The sequence below is a fragment of the Neisseria sp. P0001.S007 genome (genome assembly GCF_051963655.1).
Taxonomy (GTDB): domain Bacteria; phylum Pseudomonadota; class Gammaproteobacteria; order Burkholderiales; family Neisseriaceae; genus Neisseria; species Neisseria subflava_A.
Map to the genome: position 1 here is coordinate 1 of NZ_JBQCUB010000015.1, position 23031 is coordinate 23031.

The window sequence follows — 23031 nt, forward strand, 5'->3', positions numbered from 1 at the left end:
TGGGCAGCACCGGTAATCATGTTTTTAACGTAGTCGGCGTGGCCCGGGCAGTCTACGTGTGCGTAGTGACGGGTTTCGGTTTCGTATTCTACGTGAGAGGTATTAATGGTAATACCACGAGCTTTTTCTTCAGGAGCGTTGTCGATTTGGTCGTAAGCTTTTGCAGCGCCACCGAATTTTTTAGCCAAAATAGTAGTCAAAGCAGCAGTCAGAGTGGTTTTACCATGGTCAACGTGACCGATGGTGCCAACGTTTACGTGCGGTTTGCTACGTTCAAATTTTTCCTTAGCCATGGCAATATCCTATAATCTAAGCTTTTTGAAAATAAAGGGTAATAATGAGATGGTGCCCATGGGCAGATTTGAACTGCCGACCTCTCCCTTACCAAGGGAGTGCTCTACCCCTGAGCTACATGGGCGAAATTATTTGGAGCGGGTGAAGGGAATCGAACCCTCACCGTAAGCTTGGAAGGCTTCTGCTCTACCATTGAGCTACACCCGCATACTCACTTTTTGCTCCAAGTAAGAATTTTTGGTGGAGGGAGAAGGATTCGAACCTTCGAAGCTCGCGCAACAGATTTACAGTCTGCCCCCTTTGACCGCTCGGGAATCCCTCCAAAAGAGAACGCTAGTTTATTGGCAACTCAGATTTCCGTCAAGATTTTTTTTCATTTATTTCTTTAAAAATATCCAAGTTCTTGCTTTTAAACACTATTTATTTAAACTGAATGATTTTTTCGTACTTAGCCATCAGTTCTTCGTGCGTTTCAGGATGCTCTTCATCGATCAAGATACAATCGACAGGGCATACCTGTTGACACTGAGGCTCATCGTAATGGCCTACACATTGCGTACACAAATTTGGATTGATTTCGTAAATTTCTTCACCTTGCGAAATGGCATCATTTGGACATTCCGGTTCGCACACATCGCAGTTAATGCACTCATCTGTAATAAAGAGCGACATTTCTATTTCCTTTTTTCTTAAATTATCAAAACCGATTGGGCGCGGATTATAGCACAAATGACGTCGGAACAATCCGTTTGAAAGAATGTTTTACACCTTGGGAATGATTCTCAAATTCCATACTATTCAGCAACTTGCAAATAGAGCAACAATTCAAACCTACTCATTCCCGCCTTTCCTTCCCGATAAACTTCCAGCCAATCCGGTTTTGCAGGCAGCTTCCCTGCTTCAATATAGACCATTGCCCCATTTTTCAAGTGGCTTTGCAATCGGATAAACAGATTTTGCCAATCTTCCCATGCAAACGGCGGATCAAGGAACACAACATCAAATTTTTCAGACGGCCTTGCCAGATAAGCCATGCCGTCTGAACACACGATTTCTACTTGTTTCAAACCTAATTCACGGATATTTTTCTGAAGCGTTTGAACGGTTTGGCGGTGGTTATCGACCATTACCACTTTTGCCGCATGACGAGAAGCAGCCTCCATTCCCAAAGCACCGCTGCCACTGAATAAATCCAATACTGTTTTGCCGGTTAAATCCTGGCCCAGCCAATTAAACAGTTTTTCACGCACGCTGTCAGGCGTCGGGCGCAGACCATCTGCAGATAAAAATATTAACTTTCGTCCCCTGCATTTCCCACCGATGATGCGTACTTGATTGGTGTGTTTGGAATGTTTGTTGTTTGCCATAATTCTTAAAAGATGCCGAGTTTTCAGACGACCTTAATTATATAGTGAAACTGCTATCAAGCCGTATTTCACTCTATTCTTTTAGAAACAAAAAGGCCGTCTGAAAATCATTTTTCAGACGGCCTTTTTCTACCCAAGCTTTAACCAATTACTCTTTCGGTGCCGGCGGTTCGATCTGTTCTTTCCAGCCGCATTCTTTTTGCGGACAGACTTTTTCCACGCCCCAGCGTTTGGTGGTTTTGATGGTCAAAACCGGCCACGCGCATTTTGGACAGGTTTCTGCAATGGGTGGGTTCCATGTCGCGTAGTTGCAATCCGGATAAGTGCTGCAACTGTAAAACAGTTTGCCGTAGCGGGATTTGCGCTCGACGAGGTTGCCTTTTTTGCATTGTGGGCACTGGACGCCGGTGTCTTTGGGTTTTTCCAACGGCTCGACATGTCTGCATTTCGGATAGTTGGCACAGCCGATGAATTTGCTGCCGGTACGGCTGTATTTGTACACTAGGCGACCGCCGCATTTAGGGCATTCACGTCCGTCGAGTTCGGCTTGTTCTGCTTCCGTTTTGGCGATGCGTTCAGCAGCTTCTTCAGCAGTTTCGTTGACGTTGCGCGTGTAGCTACACTCGGGATAACCGGCACACGCGACGAAACGACCCATTTTACCGAATTTGATTTGCAGTTTGTGTTCGCCGCATTTCGGGCAGGTTTCGTCGAGTTCCTGCGTGGTGAATTTGGCGCGTTCGATACCCTCTTTTTCTTCTACTTGTTTGATAAATGGCTTCCAGAATTTATCCATCACGGGAATCCATTGGCGTTTGCCGTTGGCAATTTCGTCAAGCTGGTCTTCGAGTTTGGCGGTGAAGTGGTAATCGACATATTGGGCGAAGTGTTCGGTCAGGAATTTGTTGACGATGTCGCCTGTGTCGGTGGGCATAAAGCGTTTTTGCTCAAGGGTAACGTATTCGCGGTCTTTGAGCGTGGAGATGATGCTGGCGTAGGTCGAGGGGCGGCCAATGCCGTATTCTTCGAGGGCTTTAACCAGCGTGGCTTCGTTGTAGCGCGGCGGCGGAGTGGTGAAGTGTTGTTCACCGTAAAGTTTGTCTACAGGCAATTTATCGCCTTCACTCATTTCAGGCAGTTTTTTGCCGTCTTCGCTCTCTTCGTCGTCGCTGCTTTCTTCATAAACGCTCAAGAAGCCTGCGAAAGTCTGCACTTGTCCGGTTACGCGGAATACGCCTTTGCCGACGGTAATATCGACGGTGGTTTGGTCGAATTTGGCAGGCGTCATCTGACAGGCGACGGTACGCTGCCAAATCATTTGATAGAGTTTGAACTGGTCTGCGCTCAAGAAGGGTTTGACGCTTTCAGGCGTGCGGTACACGGAAGTCGGGCGGATGGCTTCATGGGCTTCTTGGGCGTTTTTGGATTTGGTTTTGTACTGCTTGGCCGAACTTGGCAGATATTCTTTGCCGATTTTGTTTTCAATGTAATGGCGGATTTCGGTTAACGCTTCATCGGCCAAATTCACGCTGTCGGTACGCATATAGGTAATCAGACCGATGGCTCCCTGCCCTACGTCTATGCCTTCGTAAAGCTGTTGGGCGGTACGCATGGTGCGGTCGGTGGTAAAACCGAGTTTGCGTACGGCATCCTGCTGCATGGTAGATGTGGTGAACGGCGCGGCGGGATTGCGGCTGCGCTTTTTCTTTTCGATGGCGGTAACGACGGCCTCTTTGCCTTCGAGTTCTTTCAACACGTCGGCTTGCGCGGCTTCGTTCGGCAGGTCGAATTGTTCGAGTTTCGCGCCGTTGTATTGGGCGAGTTTGGCGGTAAACTTACTGCGGCCTTTGTGGCTGTCGAGATGTACTGTCCAATATTCTTGCGCTTCAAACGCGCGGATTTCGTTTTCGCGCTCACAAATCAGGCGCAGGGCGGGACTTTGCACGCGGCCCGCGCTCAAACCGCGGCGGATTTTTTTCCATAACAATGGCGAAAGGTTGAAACCGACCAGATAGTCCAAAGCACGACGGGCTTGTTGCGCATCGACCAAATCCATTTCGATTTCGCGCGGATGGGCAACCGCATCGAGCACGGCGTTTTTGGTGATTTCGTGGAACACGACACGCTGCGGCTTAATGTTTTTTAAGCCGCGTTTGGATTTGAGGATTTCCAAAAGATGCCAAGAAATGGCTTCGCCTTCCCTATCCGGGTCGGTTGCGAGGTAGATGTTTTCGGCTTCTTTGGCACCGGCGACGATGGCATCGACGTGTTTGCTGTTGCGGCTGATCAGCTGGTACTTCATGGCAAAGCCATTGTCGGGATCGACTGCTCCGCTTTTCGGAACCAAATCGCGGACGTGGCCGTAAGACGCCAAGATTTCAAAATCACCGCCCAGATATTTTTTCAGGGTTTTGGCTTTGGACGGGGATTCGACGATTAATAGGTTTTTCGCCATTGTTGTTCTCTTTTGGATGTATTGGGTTTATGTTTCAGACGGCCTTTATTATTGAGGCCGTCTGAAAAAAGGTTTAGTGCATCACGTTTTGTCCGGTCAACGCACTCATCAAGTCGTCGCCAATCAGGACGGGCAACTCGCTCTTGTGCATCCACAACACCAGCAATACCAATACTTTGGCGGTATCGAGGGTGATTTCGTCCGATGGAATGTGCATCAGGGCGTGAATGACGATTTCGCGCTGCTCGTAAGTAATTGCGTGCTCGGCAACCAGATACTGCATCAAGCCCATGACTTCCTGCGGCAGGTTTTCAGCTTCTTCACGGCAGAATATGCGCAGGGAATCGCTGTTAAACGGCTCGGCATAAAATTCGGACGTATTGAACAAGACTTCCATCATCATCAATGTGTTGCCGATTTCCGTAGCGTCAAAACCTGCATCTTCCAGCAGGCGACCCAAATCTTCCGGAGGCGGACAGTTGTCGAAATCTTGGAAGTGTTCGATTAAATAGGCAATGACTTCGGTCATGCTGGTTCCTTAAATATAGATAATTTATGCTTTGATGCGCTGGTAACGGCCGCCCGGCAAAGCGGCAACGATACCGTCGAGTTCGTATTCCAAAAGCTGTGCGTATACGTCTGCTGCTGCCGTATTGGTTTGTTGCGCCAAAATATCGGGGTGTATCGGGTCGTAACCCATTGCTTCCAATAAAGCGCTTGTTGATGGGGCGGCAGGAGGGTTTTCAGACGGCCTTTGCGGTTCATCCGCTATTGTTTTGGGTTGCAGACGTTTGGTTTGGTCGTTTTTCGGTTTGACCGTCTTATTTATAGAATATGATGGAACAGACGTATTTTGCAATAGCTGCGGACATTCGTGAAGAATATCGTCCAAACATTCCACCAATTTTGCTCCGTCTTTAATCAGCTTGTGGCAGCCTTTGCTGTGCGGATTGTCTATCGAACCGGGTACCGCCATCACTTCGCGCCCCATCTCCGCCGCCAGCTTGGCAGTAATCAATGAGCCGGATTCCAATGCCGCTTCGACCACCAATGTCAGCTGCGATAATGCGGCAATCAGACGGTTGCGGCGAGGAAAATTGCCTGCAAACGGGCGTGTGTCTAAAGGGAACTCGCTGACAATCAATCCTTTTTCAGCGATTTCATAAGCAAGGTTTTTATTGGACGGCGGGTAAATGCGGTCTATACCGGTTCCCCAGACGGCGATGGTGCCACCATCTGCCTGCAATGCGCCCTGATGGGCGGCGGTATCGATACCCGAAGCCATACCCGATACGACGGGAATGCCTTTTTCACTCAACGCTCTGCCGAAATCTTTGGCAATCCGCATGGCCTGAGGCGTGGCATGGCGGCTGCCGACAATCGCGGCAGAAGGTGTGTGCAGCAGTCCTGCATTGCCGCGCAAAAACAAGACCGGCGGCGCGGTAATGCCTTGTGTCAGCATTTCGGGGAAATCATCATCTTGCAGCAGCAACAGACGGCAACCGTCCTGCATTTCCCATTGTAAAGCGGCTTCGGCAGACTGCTGCGCCAAAGCCCGTTTGTCCGCATTGCGCCATGACTCGGCCGCCTGTTTATGGCGTACCAACGCAGCAATTTTGTCTGCCGGCGCACTCAAGGCAGCTTGTGCGCTACCGAATTGCTGCAACAGCACCAAAAAACTTTCTGCGCCGATATAGGGCGTAAATGCCAGTTGCAACCAAGCAAAACGCTCGTTTTCCGTCATCAATCTGTTCCCTTTTCGTAATGGTTTTTCAGACGGCCTGAAGTAAATTAAGGCCGTCTGAAAATTTTATTGGTATAAAACTTTTGTCGGCCCAAAATGTAAAACAACAATGCCGGGCCATATCATTATTTTTTATCAAATATTGCTTATCCAAGCAAACCGTCAAATGACGATGCCGTCTGAAAAACCTGATGGCTTTCAGACGGCCTCTTTTGTGTTTGAACCGATATTGCACTTATTCTTCGGATTTGTCGGCGCTGCGGCGCGATACGCTGATACCGAGTTGTTTGAGTTTGCGGTAAAGGTGCGTACGCTCCAAACCGACCTTTTGCGCCACACGGCTCATATTTTGGCCTTCTTGGGCAATGTGGTACTCAAAGTAACGGCGCTCGACTTCTTCCCTCAATTCGCGCAAAGGCATATTGAAATTGAAGCCACCGATGATTTCTGTCGCCGTTGCATTTTCCTTCTGACCCAAAGCCGCGGCAACGGCCTGATCGTCCACTTCTTTGCCGTCCGATTCCAACATGATGTTTTTCACCGTTTCGGCAAGCTGGTCGTAATTGCCCGGCCAATCGTATTGGCGCAAAACCACCAACGCGCTGTCGCTGAATTTTACCGGCTGGATTTTTTGACTTTCGGCCAAATCGGTCATGATGCGGTTGATTAAAAAGACGATGTCGTCCGGTTGGCTACGCAAAGAAGGGATATTGATACGCTCTTTCAACAACTCCGCCAGTCGGCCGGTAACGACGTCATCGGCGCTCTCGCCGCGCTTAAAGCCGCATGAAGCAATCACACGGACATTGTAGCGGTCGGCTTTTTCAAGCAAGAAAGCGATGCCGTTTTGGATGTTTTTGCTGTAACGGGCAATATCGCCGACATACAAAATACCGCCCGATGCTTTTTGCAACAGCTCCAACGGCGTATCGACAATGTGTTCGACACGTTCGGTTGCCACCCAAGGCGTACCGCTTTTATGCAGATAGCGGGCGACAATTTCAAACGGCGAGCCTGCCTCACCGGCCAACAACAGCGGGCGGTTGTGTTTGGCGGCCGCTTCAATGCTGCCGTTCATTTCTTGAATGACGGGGCTGTTGCCCAGTTTGTCCAAAGTCATGCCGGAGGCCGTCTGAACTTCGCCATGTTTCAAGGCGCGTTCTACTGCGGACAAGAGTTTTTGCAGGGCAATCGGTTTTTCCAGAAAATCGAGCGCGCCGATTTTGGTGGCTTCAACCGCGGTGTCAATGCTGGCATGACCGCTCATCATAACAACAGGCATATTGAGTTGGCCGTTTTTCGCCCACTCTTTCAACAAAGTGATGCCGTCGCAATCGGGCATCCAAATGTCCAGCAACACCATGGCCGGACGCGTTTGATAACGCAATTGGCGCGCTTCTTCGGCATTTTCGGCCAAAGTAACGGTATAGCCTTCGTCTTGAAGGATTTCGGAGAGCAGGTCGCGGATGCCTACTTCATCATCTACAATCAAAATATCACTGCTTCGCATAAGTTTCTGCCATTTCCGGTAAAGCTATTTTGACGCACGCGCCGCCGCTGTTCTGATTGCTCAGGCTGATACGGCCGCCATGCTCCTCGATAATTTTTTTCACAACGGGCAAACCCAGCCCCGTTCCTGTCGGTTTGTCGGTAACGTACGGCTCAAAAGCATTGTGCAGCATTTCTTTGCTGAAACTTTTACCGTTGTTGCAGACAGTCAGGAAAACCTGTCCGCCTTCGCGCCCTGTTTCGACGTTTACTTGCGGCGCTTCGTCCGACTCTGCCGCTTCTGCAGCATTCTTAAATAGGTTATGCAACACTTGGCGCATCGCCGTCGTATCGGCAACAATCGGCAGGGCGTCGGCGCTAAGCCGTGCATTAAACTTGCACGCGCCGGCTTCATATAATACCAATACTTCCGACACCAAACCGTTTAAATCTTGTTTTTCTAAATTCAGCGACGGCGCACGCGCATAATTGCGGAATGCTTCGACCATTTCTTTCAGCGCGGCAACCTGTTTGACGATGGTATCAGTTGAACGGCTGAGGATTTGGGCGTCTTGTTCATCAAGTTTATCATGCAATTTCCATGCCAATCTCTCGGCGGAAAGCTGAATAGGCGTAAGCGGATTGCGGATTTCATGCGCCAACCGTTTCGCCACTTCGCCCCATGCGGCCTCTTTTTGTGCCCGCATCAAGACAGTAATGTCATCAATCACCATCACCACGCCGTTATCGTTGTCTTCCGGCAGGATGGTGGCTTTGCCCAACAAGATTCGGGCATCGTCGGGCGCGGCATATTCGACTTGGACGGGTTTGTCGCTGTCGGCGGTTTCATTAATGGCGGCAAACACATCGGCCAACAAGGTTTGCTGCGGCGATTTGCCGTGCCATTGATGCCAGTTGCTGCCCCACAAAGACACCAGCGAAACGCCCAAAATCTGTTCGGCGGCCTTGTTAAAGGTTTTCAGACGGCCGTCGGCATCCAAAGTAATCACGCCTGTGGTCAAACTTTCCAACACGCATTCCAAATAATGGCGTGCGGCTTCTTCGCGCAAACGGTTGCGCTCGTCTGCCTCTTTTGCAATCGCCAATTGCTCGGTCATGTGGTTGAACAACTGGGTCAACCGTCCGAACTCGTCATTGCGGAATACCGGCCGGGTCTGGCTGAAGTCACCCTGAGCCACCGCCCGCGCGCCCTCTGCCAGCGACAACACCGGTGCCACAAAACGGCGGGCAAAATACAAAGCCATCACCAGCGCCAAAAAGATGGCCAACAATGTCGCGACCAACAACGTGGACAGGAAAAAGGTTTGCAGGCCTTTTTTGGTATAACTCAGCTCGGCGTATTTGGCGCGGGCTGCTTCAATCAGCGTCGCATCTTGGGCAACATCTTTCGGAATCGGCTGCCGAAAAAACAACGCATAATCCTGATTTTTATGCGGACCGATCAGCATCCAGCCTTGAGCATACAGCACGCCGCCGATGTTTTCCAAGCTGCGCACCGAGCCGGTCTGCTCCAGTTGCTCCCATCCTTCTTTGTTAAGCTCAGGTTGATTTAGTTTCAAGGGATTGATGCTTTTCTCGGCTTTATGGGTAGTCGCGTTATAAAGCGCCAGCTGGGCAAAGTCGGCAGTAAGCGCGGATTTTGCCAGCGCTTGCCCTAAGTTGCCGTCCAGCGAAGCGGCGCTGATTAAGTCGATTTGCACCGGCGTGGCGTTGCTGACAGCGTTGTCCACCGCCAAGTTCAGCGCGGATTTGCTCAAGTTTAAGCTGCGCTCTAGAGCCTCATGGGTATCGTTGCCAAACCAAGAATTAATCGTACCGTTAATAAACTGGGCGGAGATACCGAACAAAAACACGCCCGGCAATACGGCAACCAAAGTAAACATCCCCGACAGCCGACGCGCAATCTGCGAGCCGAATACGCTTTTGCTATTGTCGCGCATCAAAAGCACGACATAGCGCACCAACACCGCGGCCAACACCAGCAACAGCAAGCCGCACAAAGCAACAATCCACCAGAAATAATCGGACAATACGTTGCTGCTGCCCGTTGCAACAGTCAGACCGTACAACAAAACAACGGCGAATACGGCGGCAATCAGGAGAAAGCGGCGCATGGTTTACTCCTGCTCGACCGACAAGGATTTCCAACCCGAATCCAAATGCCAGTTTTTAGACGTCAGGGCATTGATTTGGAACGGTTTGGGCAGCTTGGCGGTTGTCAGCAGCAGGCGGATTTCAGCCTTCGTGTCTTTGGCGGCCACGTCACTCAGCGCACCCTTGGACAAAACCTTCCAATTCGCGACCGCGCCCACTGCGCGCAAGGCAGTCTCAAGCGTATCGTACTCGGTAGAAAACGTACCGACGGTAACGCGATAGCGGTTGGTCAGCGGATGGAAGGACAATTTGTATTGAATCGTGCTGTCGTTGTTGAGCAGCTGGTCGAACTTGAATTTATAAGACGACATGGACGGCGCTGACAGCTGCCAACTCAAATTGAAATGCAGGGGGACGCCCTGTTTGAGTGCTTCTTTAAGCTGGTCGGGAAGGTCGGTGCGGAAACGGCTACTAACGGAAAGCTGTCCGGCATGGGTCAGCTTTGCCTCGGCACGGGTCGCACTGATGCCCTCGCCCGCCGCATTCAACGACACGGCGAGCAAGAGCGGTACAATCAGCGTTTTACTGCTTTTTAATAAGCGCGTAATAAAAGCCATCTTGATGTTTGTTCGGTAAAAGCACATGCGATTCGATCAACTCGGCATCGGCATGGCGGTTAAGGAATTTTTGCAACTGACCGTCGTTTTCTTCGACAAAGACCGAGCAGGTAGCCAGCAACATCCTGCCGTTTTTCGTCAGGGTCTGCCACAGCGCGTCTAATAATGCTTCCTGTTGGCGTGCGGTTTTGACGGCATCGGTCGGTCTGCGCAGCCATTTGACGTCGGGATTGCGGCGCGCCACACCCGAAGCGGTACACGGCACATCGGCCAAGACAGCGTCAAAGGCCTTGCCATCATACCACGCTGTCAAGTCCTGCGCATCGGCACAAGTCAAAGAGGCCGTTTGAAAGCCTAAACGGTCAAGATTGCTCTTCACCCTGTTCAGACGGCCCTCGTCTATATCCAAAGCGGTAACATGACAATCTGCCAGTTCCAAGATATGGCCTGTCTTGCCGCCCGGTGCCGCGCAGGCATCGAGGATGCGTTCGCCGTCTTTCGGGTTCAACAAATAGGCAGCACGTTGTGCACCAAAATCCTGCACCGACACCAGGCCGTCTGAAAAACCGGGCAGGCGGTTTACCGGCACGGCTTCTTCCAACATCACGGCGTATTCGTCCAACGCCCTGGCCGCAATACCTTCCGCAGCCAATTTTTCCAAATAACTTTCGGCATTGCCGTGTCGGCGGTTGACACGCAAAGTCATCGGCGGATGCGATTGCAGCGCAGTGGTGATGTTGTGCCAATGTTTCGGATAATGGTTTTTCAAGTAAGCCACCCACCACAGCGGCAAATTGTGTTTCGCCACATCGTCTTTTTTGCAGGAAGCCGCGAGCTTGTCGCGTTCACGCAAAAAGCGGCGCAAAATCGCATTGGCAAACGAGCGGAACTGGCCGCGGCCGATTTTGGCAATGCTTTCCACCGCTTCATTGACCACAGCATGAGGCGCATTGCGCGTGTAATGCAGTTGGTACATCGCCGCCAAAAGCAGGCTTTCAAGCTGCGGATTGTCAATCGGCTTCTTCAGCATTTGACCAAGCATGTGCTTCAAACTGCCCAAATAACGTTGGCATCCGTAAGCAATATCCTGCAACGCGCCGTTTTCCTGCGCCGTCAGCTGCGGATGCGCCGCACGGATTTCCGCCAAAACATCCTGAAGATTGCGCCCTTCGGCAACCGCGGCAACGCTGTCAGCGGCCAGTTTTTGGGCGAGGGACATACTCATATTTTTGCTTTCTGATTTATATTTGATTTCAAGTGTTCGGAGGATTTCAGACGGCCTGTTCGGCTGCCAGCAATGCCCGATAATATTCGACATCTGCTTTGGAAAAACAGCAAAAGATGATTTTTTCCACTGCCGGACAGTGCGGCAGGGCTTGTTTCAAACTCTCCAAAGCGATACACGCGGCGGCTTCGGCCGGGAAACGGTACACACCGGTGCTGATGCACGGAAAAGCGATGCTGAGGAGATTGTGTTTCTGAGCAAGCAGCAAGGAATTGGCGTAGGATTGTGCCAATTTGGCCTCTTCATTTTGTTGTCCGCCAAACCATACCGGCCCGACCGTGTGGATGACAAAGCGTGCAGGCAAACGGTAGCCTTTGGTTATTTTGGCTTCGCCTGTGCGGCAACCGCCCAAAGTGCGGCACTCGTCCAGCAGCTCTTTGCCCGCGGCGCGGTGTATCGCACCGTCTACGCCGCCACCGCCCAACAGCGATGAATTGGCGGCATTGACAATCGCATCGACTGCCAATCGGGTAATATCGCCCTCGAGCACTTCAAAAACAGCCATTGTCTTCTTTCCTCTACGTTGATTTCCAGCCTGTTACAAAACCGCTCCGACTTCAATCGTTCTGCCTGCCGCAAATGCCTGTATGCTCATGCGTTTGCTACCGGAAGGCTGCAATTCGGTAATGTTCAGCGCATTTTCACCGCACGCCACCAGCAGGCCGTCTGAAGTGCAGGACAATACTTCGCCAGCCTTACCCTGTTTGGACACTACCTCGGCACGCCAGATTTTCAGCGGTTTGCCTTGATACTCGACCCACGCGGCAGGTACAGGGTTGAAAGCACGGATTTTGCGCTCAATCACAGCCGCGCTTTCATTCCAATCGATACGCGCCTCTTCTTTGCTTAATTTTTGGGCGTAGGTAACGCCTTCTTCAGGCTGTTTGACCGCGTTCAGACGGCCTTCCGCCTGCAAACGCTGCAAGTCGGCCACAATCGCTTCCGCACCCAAACCCATCAGCGCATCATGCACTTCGTTGGCAGTATCCGTAGGTTGAATGGCGTAGCGATGTTCGCTGACCACATCGCCAGTGTCCAAGCCGATGTCCATCTGCATGATGCACACGCCAGTTTCGGCGTCGCCGGCTTCAATCGCACGTTGAATCGGTGCTGCGCCGCGCCAACGGGGCAACAGCGATGCGTGGATATTGAGGCAGCCGTGTTTGGGCGTATCCAACACATCCTGCGGCAAAATCAAGCCATACGCGGCCACTACCATCACATCTGCGCCCGTATCTTTGAGCATTTGCAGGGCTTCGGCGTTATTACGCAACTTTTCCGGCTGCGCCACAGTCAAACCCAATTCCAAGGCAGCCTGTTTGACCGGCGATGCGGTCAACTGCATGCCGCGGCCTTTGGGGCGGTCGGGCTGGGTCAACACCAGCGGAATTTCAAAACCTGCGGCGGCGATGGCTTTCAAGGCGGCGGCGGCAAAATCGGGCGTACCGGCAAAGATGACTTTCATGTTGTGTCCTTGTGGAAATGGTTTGAATGGGCGCGTTGGGCAAACTGTTTCAGCTGAAAAGGCCGTCTGAAAGATTGAAAACCGAAGTCTGCCTTCTGTTTTGTCTTTTCAGACGGCCTTTAAGCGATGCGCAGGTCAGATGGTGTGTTTCTGACGTTTTTTCAGTTTGGTTTTGATGCGGCCTTGTTTCAGCTGCGACAAGTGTTCGACAAACACGATGCCCATCAGGTGGTCCAATTCGTGCTGCACGCAGATTGCCAGCAGGCCGTCTGCTTCCAGTGTGAATTTCTCGCCTTTTTCGTTCAAGGCTTCAACTTTGACGCGCTCGGCACGAGTCACGGTATCGTAAATGCCCGGCACGGACAGGCAGCCTTCTTCGTAAGTCGTCTCGCCGTCTTTTTCGACAATGACGGGATTGATAAACACGCGCGGCTCGCTGCGGTCTTCGGTCAAATCCATCACGACGATGCGCTCGTGTACGTCGACCTGGGTGGCCGCCAAGCCGATACCGCGTGCTTCGTACATGGTTTCAAACATATCGGCAACCAATGTCTGGATGCGCTCGTCGATTTTTTCAACAGGTTTGGCGACCGTGTGCAAACGCTCGTCAGGGTATTGGAGGATGTTCAGTAAAGCCATAATATTCTCGTTTTATAAAGCTGATGTGTGATTTTCATACAGATTTGGTTTCCGCCGCCACAATCTCCTGTCATGACAGCAACATTCAATGCTAAAATAACGCCGAAAAATGTTAAGATAGCGCGACAGAGGCCGTTCGTTATCGTATTGATGGATGGGCGGCAGTTTCGCAAACTCCAGCCTTCTCTGTTTATCATCTGAAGACAAACCAAACCGATTTCAAGGGGAACGGTTATGCAACAACGTATTATAACCCTGCTTTGCATGGCAGGCATGGCTATTTCTGCCCACACTCAGGCAGCTTCTTTAAAAATCCGCCCCAATGCGCCGCAACGCTACGTCGTTAAAAACGGCGATACCTTGTGGGGTATTTCCGGCAAATATCTGTACAGCCCGTGGCAATGGAACCGCCTTTGGGGCGCCAACCGCAGCGCCATCCGCAATCCGCATCTGATCTATCCGGGTCAGGTGTTGGTTTTACGCTACGTCAACGGCCAGCCACGACTGGGTTTTGAACACGCTCAAACCCGTTCAGACGGCATTCCCGTGATCAAACTGCATCCGCGCGTACGCGAAACTTCCGGCTACGGTATTCCGACCGTCAACGTCAATCTCTACCGTATGTTCATGAAACATCCGCAGATTATCGCTCCGGAAGAAACCGCCAACGCACCGCGCCTGATTGCAGGCCCCGACAACCGCGTCCTCTACACCCAAGGCAACCGCGTGTACGCATACGGCCTGACCGAACCCGGCCGCTACCTGACCTACCGCGTCAATAAAAACATCACCGATCCGGAAACCGGCAAATTCCTCGGCCAAGAAGTCGTGTTCAGCGGCATCGCCAACACGCTGCCTTACACCGACTCCGCCTTGGAAAACCGTACCCGCGCTTCTGACGAAAAACTCAAAAGCAACGAGTATTACACCCAAGTCAACAAAGTCATGAAGCTGCGCACCCAGTCCGCTCAACCTTTGGTTATCGAAGAAGCCGTTTCCGAAATCCGCAAAGACGACTATCTGCTGAAACTGCCCGAAGGCCTCGACAGTTTCAATGTTATGCCTCACGCCCCTGCCCGTCCGATTCAGGCCAAAGTCGTTTCCATCTTCGACGGCGTGGGCGAAGCCGGCCAGTTCCAAACCATTACTTTGGATAAAGGCGAACTCGACGGCCTGGACAAAGGCACGGTGGTCAGCCTCTACAAACGCGGCCGCCAAGTCCGTGTCAATCTGTCCAATAACCTGATTCGCAAGCCGAAAGACAAAGATACGGTTGAATTGGTTTCCATTCCGGCGGAAGAAATCGGTTTGGCAATGGTGTACCGCACATCCGACCATCTGGCCTCCGCCATTATTTTGGAAAGCCTGAACAGCGTTTCCATCGGCGATACCGCCTCCGAGCCCGGCCGCGATTTGGACAACATGGCCGATGAAAAAACCATGGACAAACCGGCCGAAGACGAACAAGAAAGAGAAATCGAACTGGAAGTCCGCAGCTGATTGAGCTTTCTTAGCAGCCATCTGACAAATAAAGGCCGTCTGAAAACCTGTTTTTCAGACGGCCTTTTGATTTCCGCCCATTAAATAAAATTGGTAACGCGTTGTTTAAAGCGCAAACACCATCTCATTTCTCCAGCCTTTAATCGGCTGCCCTTTTTCTATCGTCTTCCCGTTCTGCCATTCCAATCAGCAATATGGAAAGCCCAACACGCTATTTATTGCCTATTGATTGTTCCATCTGTTCCTGCCAATTAAAAAGGCCGTCTGAAATCTTCAGACGGCCTTTTTATCCACCACTCAAATCCGATTATTTGAATTTGTAAGTGTATTGCAAGCCCAAGATATCCGCTTTGTTTTTGAAGCGGGCAGAGGATGCACCGCGGCTGTCCACGTCGTTGCCGCTGGCTTTGCCGGTGCGGTAAACCGTGTCATTGATGTGGATATGGCTGTACGCCGCATCGATCACATGTTTTTTACCCAGTTGATATTTAGCACCAACGGAGAACCAGATACGGTTGCCGTCAGGCAGGCTGTTCATGCGGTCTTCAGCACTTTTAACCGGTGATTTGTCGAAAGCGATACCGGCACGCAGTTGCAATGGTTCGGTAACTTGGTAAGAGCCGCCGAATGCAACTTTATAAGTGTTGCGCCAGTTAGGCGTAATGACGGTACGGTCGGATTTGCCGTTGACAACGTTTTTGGTATTTTCAAACACCAGCTCGGCTTTGTTGAAGCGGCTGTGGCGCGTCCAAGTCACATCGCCGAACAAATTGGTTTTGTCTGTAGCGCGGTACATACCGTGAACAGACAAAGACTCAGGCGTAACGATTTTGACGCTGGCTTTTTCGTTCGGCACATAACCGCGTGCAGCCATTGCACCCAAATCCCAAGCACGTTTTGCATATGCGCCGTCCGCTTCCCAATCGGCAGTGCCTTTCAGCGTATGCGATACTTTGGAACGATAGTTCACACCCACGCGTGCGCGGTCGTTGATGTCCCACATCCACGCCAGTTGGTAGCCGAAGCCCCAATCGTGGCCTTTTACATCGGCATGACCGTCAGCTTTGCCGGTCGCATCGACAGCAACGGGACGGCCTGCTTGACGGGAAGCCAAGCCGCTGGCCAATTGGCTGATGGCGCCGGAAGCGTCCCAGTCGGAGTATTTGCGCAATTCGGCTTTGGAATATTGGGCAATCAAACCGGCACCGACGGTGTGTTGCTCATTCAGTTTCCATGCGACTACCGGCTCGATAGCGATGGTGGTCAAACCCAGTTTGTTGATGTTGTGGCGCAATACTGAATCTTTTTCATATTCGGTTGCAGAGCCGAAGGGAACGTACACGCCCAAACCCAAAGTGACATCGTCGCTGGCTTTGTACGCGCCATAGATGTGCGGAGCAACGGTGGTTTCGGTAATTTTGCCGCTGGTCGAGCCGCTGACATCGGCACCCGTACGGAAGTGTTTTGCAGATTCCGCTTCATAGTGAATGCTTGGAAAAACGATATTGGCATTGACGGAAATTTGGCTGCTGTCGATTTTGCTCAAACCGGCCGGGTTGTAGAAAATGGTTGATGCATCGGCGGCTTCGGCGGCGGCGGCGTTGGCCGTGCCTTGTGCATTAACGGATTGTGTGCCGAAGTGGTAGCCGGAGGCTTGGACGGCGGTAGATAACAGTGCTGCGCTTAAAATAAATGCTGTTTTTTTCAGATTGAAATGAATCATTTTGGTTTACCGTGAAAGTAGCGGACAAAGAAAAAGGCCGTCTGAAACGTCCTTTATTGATTTAGTATAGGCACTCAATTCTATACTACATCATTATTTTTGCCTAATCTTTTCTTTTTTTACACAAAAAAAGCAGGCTGAAACAGCCTGCTTTTCCAATCATCAGATCACTGCAATTATTTGACCTGCAACACTTCCAGCGTATTGGTCGAACCGGATTCGCGCATTTTCGAACCGCTGGTGATGATGTATTGGTCGCCGCTTTGGAGGATTTTGTGTTCTACCAGCATGGCTTCCACTTCGTTCAGCGCGGTATCGTGGTCGGTACTGGTGGCCAAAATCAACGGACGCACGCCACGGTACATCGCCATGCGGCGTTGCGCTGAAACACTCGGCGTCAGGGCAAAAATCGGCAGGGTGATGTTGTGGCGGCTGACTTCGAAGGCGGTCGAACCGCTTTCAGTCAGGGCAACGATGGCTTTGGCGTGAACCGCGCGCGCCACGCTGACCGCACCGCCGGCAATCGCCAAGTTGGTGCTGACGGCTTCGGGATACTCAACCTGTTCGGCAACGCCGTTGAGCGAATCTTGTTCTTTTTCCGCAGCCGCACAAATAATCGCCATTTGGCTGACGGTTTCAAACGGATACGCGCCAACGGCGGTTTCGGCGGAACACATCACCGCATCGGTACCGTCCAATACCGCGTTGGCCACGTCGCTGACTTCCGCGCGGGTCGGTACGGGGTTGGTAATCATCGATTCCATCATTTGGGTTGCGGTAATACTGAAGCGGCGCAACTCACGGGCGCGGCGGATCATGCGTTTTTGCAGGGCAGGTACGGCGGCATGGCCGACTTCCACTGCCAAGTCGCCGCGGGCAACCATAATACCGTCGCTGGCAAGGATGATTTCGTCCAGATTTTCAATGGCTTCTACACGCTCAATTTTGGAAACCAAACCGGGACGTACGGCTGTACTGCCTTTCATTTCTTCTTCGACTTTGGCGCGTGCGATGTGTAAATCTTCGGCAGATTTCACAAAGCTGATGGCCAAGTAGTCGCAACCGATGGCAATCGCGGTTTTCAAGTCGCGGAAGTCTTTCTCGGTCAACGCACCGGCAGACAGGCCGCCGCCGCGTTTGTTGATACCTTTGTTACTTTTCAGCACATGGCTGTTTTCTACCCTTGTAATAATCTTACTTCCTTCAACTGCTTCAACGGTCAAAGTCAACAGGCCGTCGTCCAGCCACAAAACATCGCCGGCAACGACGTCATTCGGCAAATCGCGGTAGTCCAGACCAACCGCTTCGCGTGTACCTTCGCCTTCAAGTGCGGCATCCAAAATCAAGGTTTCACCCTTATTCAGCTCGATGCTGCCGCCGGCAATTTTGCCGACACGGATTTTAGGTCCTTGCAAGTCGGCCAGAATGGCGATTTCCTGACCCGCACGTTTCGCGGCTTCGCGTACGATACGGGCATTTTCTTCATGAAACTCCGGCGTACCGTGGCTGAAATTGAAACGGACGACATTAAGGCCGCCGACACGGATCATGTCTTCCAACAATTGTACATTGTTGCTGCCCGGACCCAGTGTGGCGACAATTTTGGTATTGTGGCTGATACGGGTTAAATCACGTTGCAATTGGCTCATGTAAACGTCCTTTCCTGTTGATTTCACGTTTGATAATGAAGAGGATTGTACTCTTAATGCAATAATGTTGGCGTAAAATTACATCATTTTCTGACTTAAACTAAATTTATTTTTGCATTAACCTACTTTCCTATCGGATACAATATACCCTCACGTCGTCATGTTTAATTTTCAGACGGCCTCACCCATACGAATAGAATACTGAAATATCCGACCGATCCATGAAACGTTTTTTGACTCCTCTGCCCATCGGCATCGTTTTGGCCGACCTGATATACGGTTTCGTCCTGAATGTGATGCAAGGCTTAAACTTGCAACAAACTGCATCCAACCAGTCCGGCACGCTTTCCGTTACGCCCGACATCGCCTTCAACAGTCTGCAAATCGTCGCCAACGGCGGCATGGTCTGCATCATCGGCTTCGGTTTGATTGTTTTGTTCCAACTCAACCGCGCCGTATTGCGCCGACAAATCCTGCCCATCGGTATTTTCCGAACCCTCGGCCTGTTGGCTGTTTTGGCATTCAGCATTTCGTCTTTGTGGGAATGGTTGCATGCCGCTTTGTCGCTGCTTTCCGGCCGCAATGTTTTAAACTTCAGCAACCCGCGTTATCTGGTTACCGCAGCCTGCATGCCCATTATTGCCTTCTTGTGCATCTTGCGCCTGTACAATTGGTATCGCCTGCATCGGACTGTTGCCACCGACGACACCTCCGCTACCCTCTAATCAAGCTGCAAAAAGGCCGTCTGAAACAGAAAAACCTATTTCAGACGGCCTTGTCATTATATGCCTCAACGTTGATGGCTGGTTTCTACACCGGCCTTAATCTCACCATACATTTGCGAGCTGCCTTGCCCGCTGCCTGATGCGCAAGCCGCCAAGCTCAGTGTCAAAACAACCGCAGTTAAAATCTTCAACATGGGATTCCCTCTTTCCACAAAAATTATTTCGGATCGCAACGGAAATGGTAGGCGCAAATTTCAAATCCGTTTTTGAAGTAGAGACGATGCGCATCTGCACGGTCATGGTTCACATGGACATTCAGATGGATTTTGGTTGCGCCGGTTTCCGCACCGATTTTGCGTACTTCTTCCAACAAGCGCGAAGCATAGCCTTTTCGGCGGCTTTGAGGCATGGTCACAATGTCGTCAATATGGATGTGGTAACCGCTGGCCAAATTGTACGCAGCATGAAAACCGCATACGGCTACGGCATTTTGTTTGCCTTCTTCAAAAATACCCAGCAGACGGTAGCCGGTTTTACGCTGATGCTCGTTGATTTGTTCGACAAAACGGTGAATATCGGTCAAAGAAGAACGCAAAATGCTTAATGCCGCAAAAGCGGTCGCAGTTTCTTCCGGTGGAATTTCACGCAATACGCCGACCACAGGCGCGGCAGCTTGAGGCTCAGGCTGGGTATCGGCTGCTTCCGCACGCTCGGCGGCATGTTTTTCTTCAATCGCCTGCGCCAACAAAACGCGCTCGACCGGCACTTCGCCCTGCTGCTTGCTTTCCTGCTCTTTGAGTAAGGCTTTGCAGTCAATCACGCGCAAATCGTTATCCGCTGCAAAATCCATCAAGAAACGGAACATTTGCGGATTGTCTTCTTCCAGTTTTTTATCGACTGCCACACAACGGACATTGTCCACCAAAATCGGGCGCACCCAATTCGAATAGGAAAGGCGGTTGTCTTTGGTGAAGGAGGACAAAATACCGCACAGGCGCTCCGCCCAGTCGCTTGGTCGGAAAATCTTGCCTTTGCTGGTTGTACCATGGATCACAACTTCATAAGGATTACACACTAACATAAGCAGCTTCCTGAAAGTAAATGGCTGAAGGAATATTTCGCCGCTGCCGACATCAGAAAAAGTTCCGATACATAGCAACAGATGATTGAAAAAATATCAGTAAAGTTTTGAACTAAAACAATGATGAGACGGCTTGCCGATCCTGACAATCCGTTTCGAATTCTTTGATTATTATACCCGATACGCCTCTTTTTCTTCAAAAATCATTTGAAAAATAACAACAGGCCGTCTGAAACCAAGTATTTCGGTTTCAGACGGCCTGCATATTTTGTATATCAATACAACAATTTCTTGCGGGGCTTTTGTTCGCCACCGGATTTAATTTCCGACAAGTTGAAATTCAGTATGCTCAAATCCAAAATGCTTTCTGAAGTGCATTGATCGCCAAAAGCATTTTCATAAGTGGCCTTCAGTTTCAACACGCCGCCAAATGTCTGGTCCGGCAATTCGGCAGCCAGCGCCAACATGCTTGCAAACACGCCGCCATACAATTCGCCCGATGCCAGCATATCCACACCGCCGGAAAACATCTCCAAGCGCATAACTGCATCGGCAACCAGCTTGCTCGGCAAGTGATCCGGCAAAGCCTCAGCCTCAAAACGCACATTCTTCGCCAAGCCCTTACCGCTATTGCGGACAACCAAAACCAATAAATCCGTTTGACCGTCAGAACGCTGCAACGTCGCATGCAAAACAGGGTGAATGCTTTCTTTTTGAATCAGCTGCTCACGGTGCAACATCTTGCTTTTAGCTTTAGATCGCGCAGATACGACGGCCCAAATCAACCAAACAAATGCAACGGCAGAAATGGCTGTAACCAAAAGGGGAAGATTGGTCAAATAGGCTTGCTGATTAAACCAAACTTGTGCTGCTAAAAATCCGGCAAAGAAAATCAAGACGTATAAAATTGGGGCAAACCGGCTTTGTATGGATGAGTGCATAAGTTTTCCTACATTTCGTATCGTGTTATAAAAAAATAATGCCTTTTGAGCAAATGATGTCATCAACTCAGAAGGCATTATTTTAACGTAATTTTAACGCAATTTGCTTAATATCTTGCTTTTTATGAAACTGATGTATCAAGCAGACAACTCGAACTGCACAGCCGTGTTTTCAGACGGCCTGAGATTTTTATCAGGCTTCGGCAACCGAATCACGCGAGAAGGTTTTTTCGCAATAATGGCATTTCAAACGCGTCTGTCCATTATGTGAACGGACATAAAAGCGGCTGATGACCGGCTCGCCATGACTGGCACAATTGGTATTCGGGCAGCGGAACACTTCCGAGATTTCGTCCGGTAATGACAAATGCTGTTTGTCGATCACTTTAAACTGATCGATTTTGTTTACCACTGCTTCAGGGGCAAATAAAGCCAAACGGTTGGCCGCGTTGGCATCCAACCATACGCCGCTGACTTTGATGATGTCTTTGCTTCCCTGCGTTTTGCTGGGCAAATTAAAACCGACCGTAACCGCGCTGCCATAATGCAGCAGCTTAAACTGCCTTAAAATAGCCAAGCCTTTACCGGCAGGAATATGGTCAATTACCGTACCTTGTTCAATCGCTTCAACGCTGAGTTTTGAGTTTTCCATCTTTCGCTCCTTAAACTTCTTCGTTCAATACCAAAGACAAAATCGCCATCCGTGCATACACGCCATTGGTTGCCTGCTCAAAATAATAGGCATGAGGTGTTTTATCCACATCCGGATGAATTTCATCTACCCTCGGTAAAGGATGCAAGACGCGCAAATTGGGTTTGGCGTTTGCCAACATCGGCGCATCAAGATTGAATTTACCCTGAATTTTGGCAAATTCCTGCTCATCAAAACGTTCGCGCTGAACGCGGGTCATGTACAAAATATCCGCCCATTCGACCGCTTCTTCCAAACTGGACAAAACTTGGTAAGGGCAACCGGCCTCCTCCAGCTCTTCAGTGATATAGTCCGGCATTGCCAAGCTGGGGGGAGATACAAATGCAAACTCACAACCCCAACGCTTCAATGCCTGGCACAATGAGTGTACCGTACGGCCATATTTCAAATCACCGGCCATCGCAATTTTCAAATTGCTCAAACTGCCCTGTGTTTCATAAATCGTTACCAAATCCAAAAGCGTCTGGCTCGGATGTTGATTAGTACCATCACCGGCATTAATCACAGGTACGCTCGAAAACTCGGCCACCACACGGGCCGCACCGTCTTTCGGGTGTCGCTGAATAATCGCATCCGTATAGCTGGAAATAATCCTCGCAGTATCTGCAAGCGTTTCACCCTTTTTCGCACTGGTGTTCGCGCCATCGGAAAAACCGATAACTTTCCCACCCAAACGCTGTACCGCCGTTTCAAAAGACAAACGCGTACGGGTGGACGGTTCAAAAAAGCACGAACCAATCAATTTGCCTTCAAGCAAATCTTCACGAGGCTGCTTTTTCAACTTCAAGGCCGTCTGAAGCAGCAATTCGAGCTGCTCTGTCGTCAAATCTGAAATTGAAATAATATGTTGCCGATAAAGCGGATTAGGCATGACCATTCCTTCCCATAAAAAAGCCCGCAACAGGCGGGCGTTTCAAGCAAACCGATTCCATCATTACCCGACATCATCCCCGTCGGACAATCACAACCATGTTCCTACCACACCCATGAAATCTTCCGCATTATCGCATATTTAACAGACGGCTGCTTCTTTCAAGTTTTCAGATTCTTTCAAGTTTTCAGACGGCCTGATACCTTTGCAAAATAACCCTCGGTACTCTACAGCTGAAACCCAAGCACAGGGATTCGGTATTTTCAGTTATTGCCCAATAAAAGCCCCCATTGCTCCAAGTCTTCATTGCCACTGCCCATACAAAGCCGCCCGTCAACCCGAACCGGCAAACGGTTCAGC

The 23031-nt window shown here is 50.5% G+C and carries 21 protein-coding genes, 3 tRNA genes and 2 pseudogenes; 2 read left to right on the top strand and 24 right to left on the bottom strand.

Annotated elements, in window-relative coordinates; genetic code table 11:
- The 17 genes and pseudogenes from ACTHRE_RS10720 to def all read right to left on the bottom strand — a co-directional run.
- Window positions 1-293, bottom strand: a 293-nt coding sequence (locus ACTHRE_RS10720) for a GTP-binding protein (protein WP_260223530.1), incomplete at its 3' end; no start/stop codon positions are given.
- A gap of 50 nt (window positions 294-343) precedes the next feature.
- A tRNA-Thr gene (locus ACTHRE_RS10725) sits at window positions 344-418 on the bottom strand.
- Window positions 419-427: 9 nt separating this feature from the next.
- Window positions 428-501 (bottom strand) — tRNA-Gly (locus ACTHRE_RS10730).
- Between the two features lie 31 nt (window positions 502-532).
- A tRNA-Tyr gene (locus ACTHRE_RS10735) sits at window positions 533-616 on the bottom strand.
- 98 nt (window positions 617-714) lie between these two features.
- Window positions 715-966, bottom strand: coding sequence for a YfhL family 4Fe-4S dicluster ferredoxin (locus ACTHRE_RS10740; RefSeq protein ID WP_003679513.1), 252 nt, complete (start codon window positions 964-966; stop codon window positions 715-717).
- 122 nt (window positions 967-1088) lie between these two features.
- Window positions 1089-1661 carry a 16S rRNA (guanine(966)-N(2))-methyltransferase RsmD gene (gene rsmD / locus ACTHRE_RS10745; RefSeq protein ID WP_314598548.1) on the bottom strand — a complete coding sequence of 191 codons (573 nt, stop codon included), beginning with the start codon at window positions 1659-1661 and terminating at the stop codon, window positions 1089-1091.
- Window positions 1662-1809: 148 nt separating this feature from the next.
- A complete protein-coding gene (gene topA / locus ACTHRE_RS10750; protein WP_377072037.1) occupies window positions 1810-4116 on the bottom strand; it encodes a type I DNA topoisomerase in 2307 nt (768 codons plus the stop codon).
- Window positions 4117-4189: 73 nt separating this feature from the next.
- Window positions 4190-4645, bottom strand: a complete 456-nt coding sequence (locus ACTHRE_RS10755) for a DUF494 family protein (RefSeq protein ID WP_070849635.1) — start codon at window positions 4643-4645, stop codon at window positions 4190-4192.
- Window positions 4646-4669: 24 nt separating this feature from the next.
- A pseudogene (locus ACTHRE_RS10760) lies at window positions 4670-4825 on the bottom strand (DNA-processing protein DprA); the annotation flags it as partial.
- 104 nt (window positions 4826-4929) lie between these two features.
- Window positions 4930-5860: pseudogene (gene dprA / locus ACTHRE_RS10765) on the bottom strand (DNA-processing protein DprA); the annotation flags it as partial.
- Between the two features lie 235 nt (window positions 5861-6095).
- Window positions 6096-7370 (bottom strand): sigma-54-dependent transcriptional regulator, encoded by a 1275-nt coding sequence (locus tag ACTHRE_RS10770; RefSeq protein WP_036491346.1) that lies wholly within the window; start codon window positions 7368-7370, stop codon window positions 6096-6098.
- Complete coding sequence (locus ACTHRE_RS10775; RefSeq protein WP_377072038.1) at window positions 7357-9483, bottom strand: sensor histidine kinase; 2127 nt, start codon at window positions 9481-9483, stop codon at window positions 7357-7359. The genes ACTHRE_RS10770 and ACTHRE_RS10775 overlap by 14 nt, the downstream gene beginning before the upstream one ends.
- Window positions 9484-9486: 3 nt before the next feature.
- A complete protein-coding gene (locus ACTHRE_RS10780) occupies window positions 9487-10080 on the bottom strand; it encodes a DUF4390 domain-containing protein (protein ID WP_300480998.1) in 594 nt (197 codons plus the stop codon).
- Window positions 10046-11305, bottom strand: coding sequence for a 16S rRNA (cytosine(967)-C(5))-methyltransferase RsmB (gene rsmB, locus ACTHRE_RS10785; protein ID WP_377072040.1), 1260 nt, complete (start codon window positions 11303-11305; stop codon window positions 10046-10048). The genes ACTHRE_RS10780 and rsmB overlap by 35 nt, the downstream gene beginning before the upstream one ends.
- Window positions 11306-11351: 46 nt before the next feature.
- Window positions 11352-11870, bottom strand: coding sequence for an O-acetyl-ADP-ribose deacetylase (locus ACTHRE_RS10790; protein WP_377072042.1), 519 nt, complete (start codon window positions 11868-11870; stop codon window positions 11352-11354).
- Window positions 11871-11903: 33 nt separating this feature from the next.
- A complete protein-coding gene (fmt, locus tag ACTHRE_RS10795) occupies window positions 11904-12830 on the bottom strand; it encodes a methionyl-tRNA formyltransferase (RefSeq protein WP_308882268.1) in 927 nt (308 codons plus the stop codon).
- 135 nt (window positions 12831-12965) lie between these two features.
- Window positions 12966-13469: a peptide deformylase gene (def, locus tag ACTHRE_RS10800; RefSeq protein WP_003678675.1), complete on the bottom strand. Its 504-nt coding sequence runs from the start codon at window positions 13467-13469 to the stop codon at window positions 12966-12968.
- Between the two features lie 234 nt (window positions 13470-13703).
- Here def and ACTHRE_RS10805 point away from each other — a divergent pair, with 234 nt between their 5' ends.
- On the top strand, window positions 13704-14969 hold the full coding sequence (locus tag ACTHRE_RS10805; RefSeq protein WP_188212420.1) for a LysM peptidoglycan-binding domain-containing protein: 1266 nt from the start codon (window positions 13704-13706) through the stop codon (window positions 14967-14969).
- A 307-nt stretch (window positions 14970-15276) separates the two neighbouring features.
- On the opposite strand, the gene ACTHRE_RS10810 is transcribed toward ACTHRE_RS10805, so the two are convergent.
- Complete coding sequence (locus tag ACTHRE_RS10810) at window positions 15277-16692, bottom strand: OmpP1/FadL family transporter (RefSeq protein WP_188212421.1); 1416 nt, start codon at window positions 16690-16692, stop codon at window positions 15277-15279.
- 176 nt (window positions 16693-16868) lie between these two features.
- A complete protein-coding gene (gene pyk, locus ACTHRE_RS10815) occupies window positions 16869-18341 on the bottom strand; it encodes a pyruvate kinase (RefSeq protein WP_377072045.1) in 1473 nt (490 codons plus the stop codon).
- Window positions 18342-18562: 221 nt separating this feature from the next.
- On the opposite strand from pyk, the gene ACTHRE_RS10820 reads away from it, so the two are divergent.
- Window positions 18563-19066 carry a hypothetical protein gene (locus ACTHRE_RS10820; RefSeq protein WP_036491365.1) on the top strand — a complete coding sequence of 168 codons (504 nt, stop codon included), beginning with the start codon at window positions 18563-18565 and terminating at the stop codon, window positions 19064-19066.
- A gap of 65 nt (window positions 19067-19131) precedes the next feature.
- On the opposite strand, the gene ACTHRE_RS10825 is transcribed toward ACTHRE_RS10820, so the two are convergent.
- The 5 genes from ACTHRE_RS10825 to pyrB form a co-directional block, all read right to left on the bottom strand.
- Window positions 19132-19260: a hypothetical protein gene (locus tag ACTHRE_RS10825; protein ID WP_295863611.1), complete on the bottom strand. Its 129-nt coding sequence runs from the start codon at window positions 19258-19260 to the stop codon at window positions 19132-19134.
- 23 nt (window positions 19261-19283) lie between these two features.
- Window positions 19284-20147 carry a GNAT family N-acetyltransferase gene (locus ACTHRE_RS10830; RefSeq protein ID WP_003749223.1) on the bottom strand — a complete coding sequence of 288 codons (864 nt, stop codon included), beginning with the start codon at window positions 20145-20147 and terminating at the stop codon, window positions 19284-19286.
- A gap of 275 nt (window positions 20148-20422) precedes the next feature.
- Window positions 20423-21088 (bottom strand): hypothetical protein, encoded by a 666-nt coding sequence (locus ACTHRE_RS10835; protein ID WP_440345065.1) that lies wholly within the window; start codon window positions 21086-21088, stop codon window positions 20423-20425.
- A 193-nt stretch (window positions 21089-21281) separates the two neighbouring features.
- A complete protein-coding gene (pyrI, locus tag ACTHRE_RS10840; protein ID WP_003684689.1) occupies window positions 21282-21740 on the bottom strand; it encodes an aspartate carbamoyltransferase regulatory subunit in 459 nt (152 codons plus the stop codon).
- A gap of 10 nt (window positions 21741-21750) precedes the next feature.
- The gene (pyrB, locus tag ACTHRE_RS10845) at window positions 21751-22671 is read right to left on the bottom strand and encodes an aspartate carbamoyltransferase (protein ID WP_377072050.1); all 921 of its coding nucleotides are present in this window, start codon (window positions 22669-22671) and stop codon (window positions 21751-21753) included.
- Window positions 22672-23031 lie beyond the last annotated feature (360 nt).

What these genes read in the sequence shown, in the direction of transcription:
- ACTHRE_RS10740 (WP_003679513.1), bottom strand. Translation starts at nt 966, where the DNA reads ATGTCGCTCTTTATTACAGATGAGTGCATTAACTGCGATGTGTGCGAA.
- rsmD (WP_314598548.1), bottom strand. Translation starts at nt 1,661, where the DNA reads ATGGCAAACAACAAACATTCCAAACACACCAATCAAGTACGCATCATC.
- topA (WP_377072037.1), bottom strand. Translation starts at nt 4,116, where the DNA reads ATGGCGAAAAACCTATTAATCGTCGAATCCCCGTCCAAAGCCAAAACC.
- ACTHRE_RS10755 (WP_070849635.1), bottom strand. Translation starts at nt 4,645, where the DNA reads ATGACCGAAGTCATTGCCTATTTAATCGAACACTTCCAAGATTTCGAC.
- ACTHRE_RS10770 (WP_036491346.1), bottom strand. Translation starts at nt 7,370, where the DNA reads ATGCGAAGCAGTGATATTTTGATTGTAGATGATGAAGTAGGCATCCGC.
- ACTHRE_RS10775 (WP_377072038.1), bottom strand. Translation starts at nt 9,483, where the DNA reads ATGCGCCGCTTTCTCCTGATTGCCGCCGTATTCGCCGTTGTTTTGTTG.
- ACTHRE_RS10780 (WP_300480998.1), bottom strand. Translation starts at nt 10,080, where the DNA reads ATGGCTTTTATTACGCGCTTATTAAAAAGCAGTAAAACGCTGATTGTA.
- rsmB (WP_377072040.1), bottom strand. Translation starts at nt 11,305, where the DNA reads ATGAGTATGTCCCTCGCCCAAAAACTGGCCGCTGACAGCGTTGCCGCG.
- ACTHRE_RS10790 (WP_377072042.1), bottom strand. Translation starts at nt 11,870, where the DNA reads ATGGCTGTTTTTGAAGTGCTCGAGGGCGATATTACCCGATTGGCAGTC.
- fmt (WP_308882268.1), bottom strand. Translation starts at nt 12,830, where the DNA reads ATGAAAGTCATCTTTGCCGGTACGCCCGATTTTGCCGCCGCCGCCTTG.
- def (WP_003678675.1), bottom strand. Translation starts at nt 13,469, where the DNA reads ATGGCTTTACTGAACATCCTCCAATACCCTGACGAGCGTTTGCACACG.
- ACTHRE_RS10805 (WP_188212420.1), top strand. Translation starts at nt 13,704, where the DNA reads ATGCAACAACGTATTATAACCCTGCTTTGCATGGCAGGCATGGCTATT.
- ACTHRE_RS10810 (WP_188212421.1), bottom strand. Translation starts at nt 16,692, where the DNA reads ATGATTCATTTCAATCTGAAAAAAACAGCATTTATTTTAAGCGCAGCA.
- pyk (WP_377072045.1), bottom strand. Translation starts at nt 18,341, where the DNA reads ATGAGCCAATTGCAACGTGATTTAACCCGTATCAGCCACAATACCAAA.
- ACTHRE_RS10820 (WP_036491365.1), top strand. Translation starts at nt 18,563, where the DNA reads ATGAAACGTTTTTTGACTCCTCTGCCCATCGGCATCGTTTTGGCCGAC.
- ACTHRE_RS10825 (WP_295863611.1), bottom strand. Translation starts at nt 19,260, where the DNA reads ATGTTGAAGATTTTAACTGCGGTTGTTTTGACACTGAGCTTGGCGGCT.
- ACTHRE_RS10830 (WP_003749223.1), bottom strand. Translation starts at nt 20,147, where the DNA reads ATGTTAGTGTGTAATCCTTATGAAGTTGTGATCCATGGTACAACCAGC.
- ACTHRE_RS10835 (WP_440345065.1), bottom strand. Translation starts at nt 21,088, where the DNA reads ATGCACTCATCCATACAAAGCCGGTTTGCCCCAATTTTATACGTCTTG.
- pyrI (WP_003684689.1), bottom strand. Translation starts at nt 21,740, where the DNA reads ATGGAAAACTCAAAACTCAGCGTTGAAGCGATTGAACAAGGTACGGTA.
- pyrB (WP_377072050.1), bottom strand. Translation starts at nt 22,671, where the DNA reads ATGCCTAATCCGCTTTATCGGCAACATATTATTTCAATTTCAGATTTG.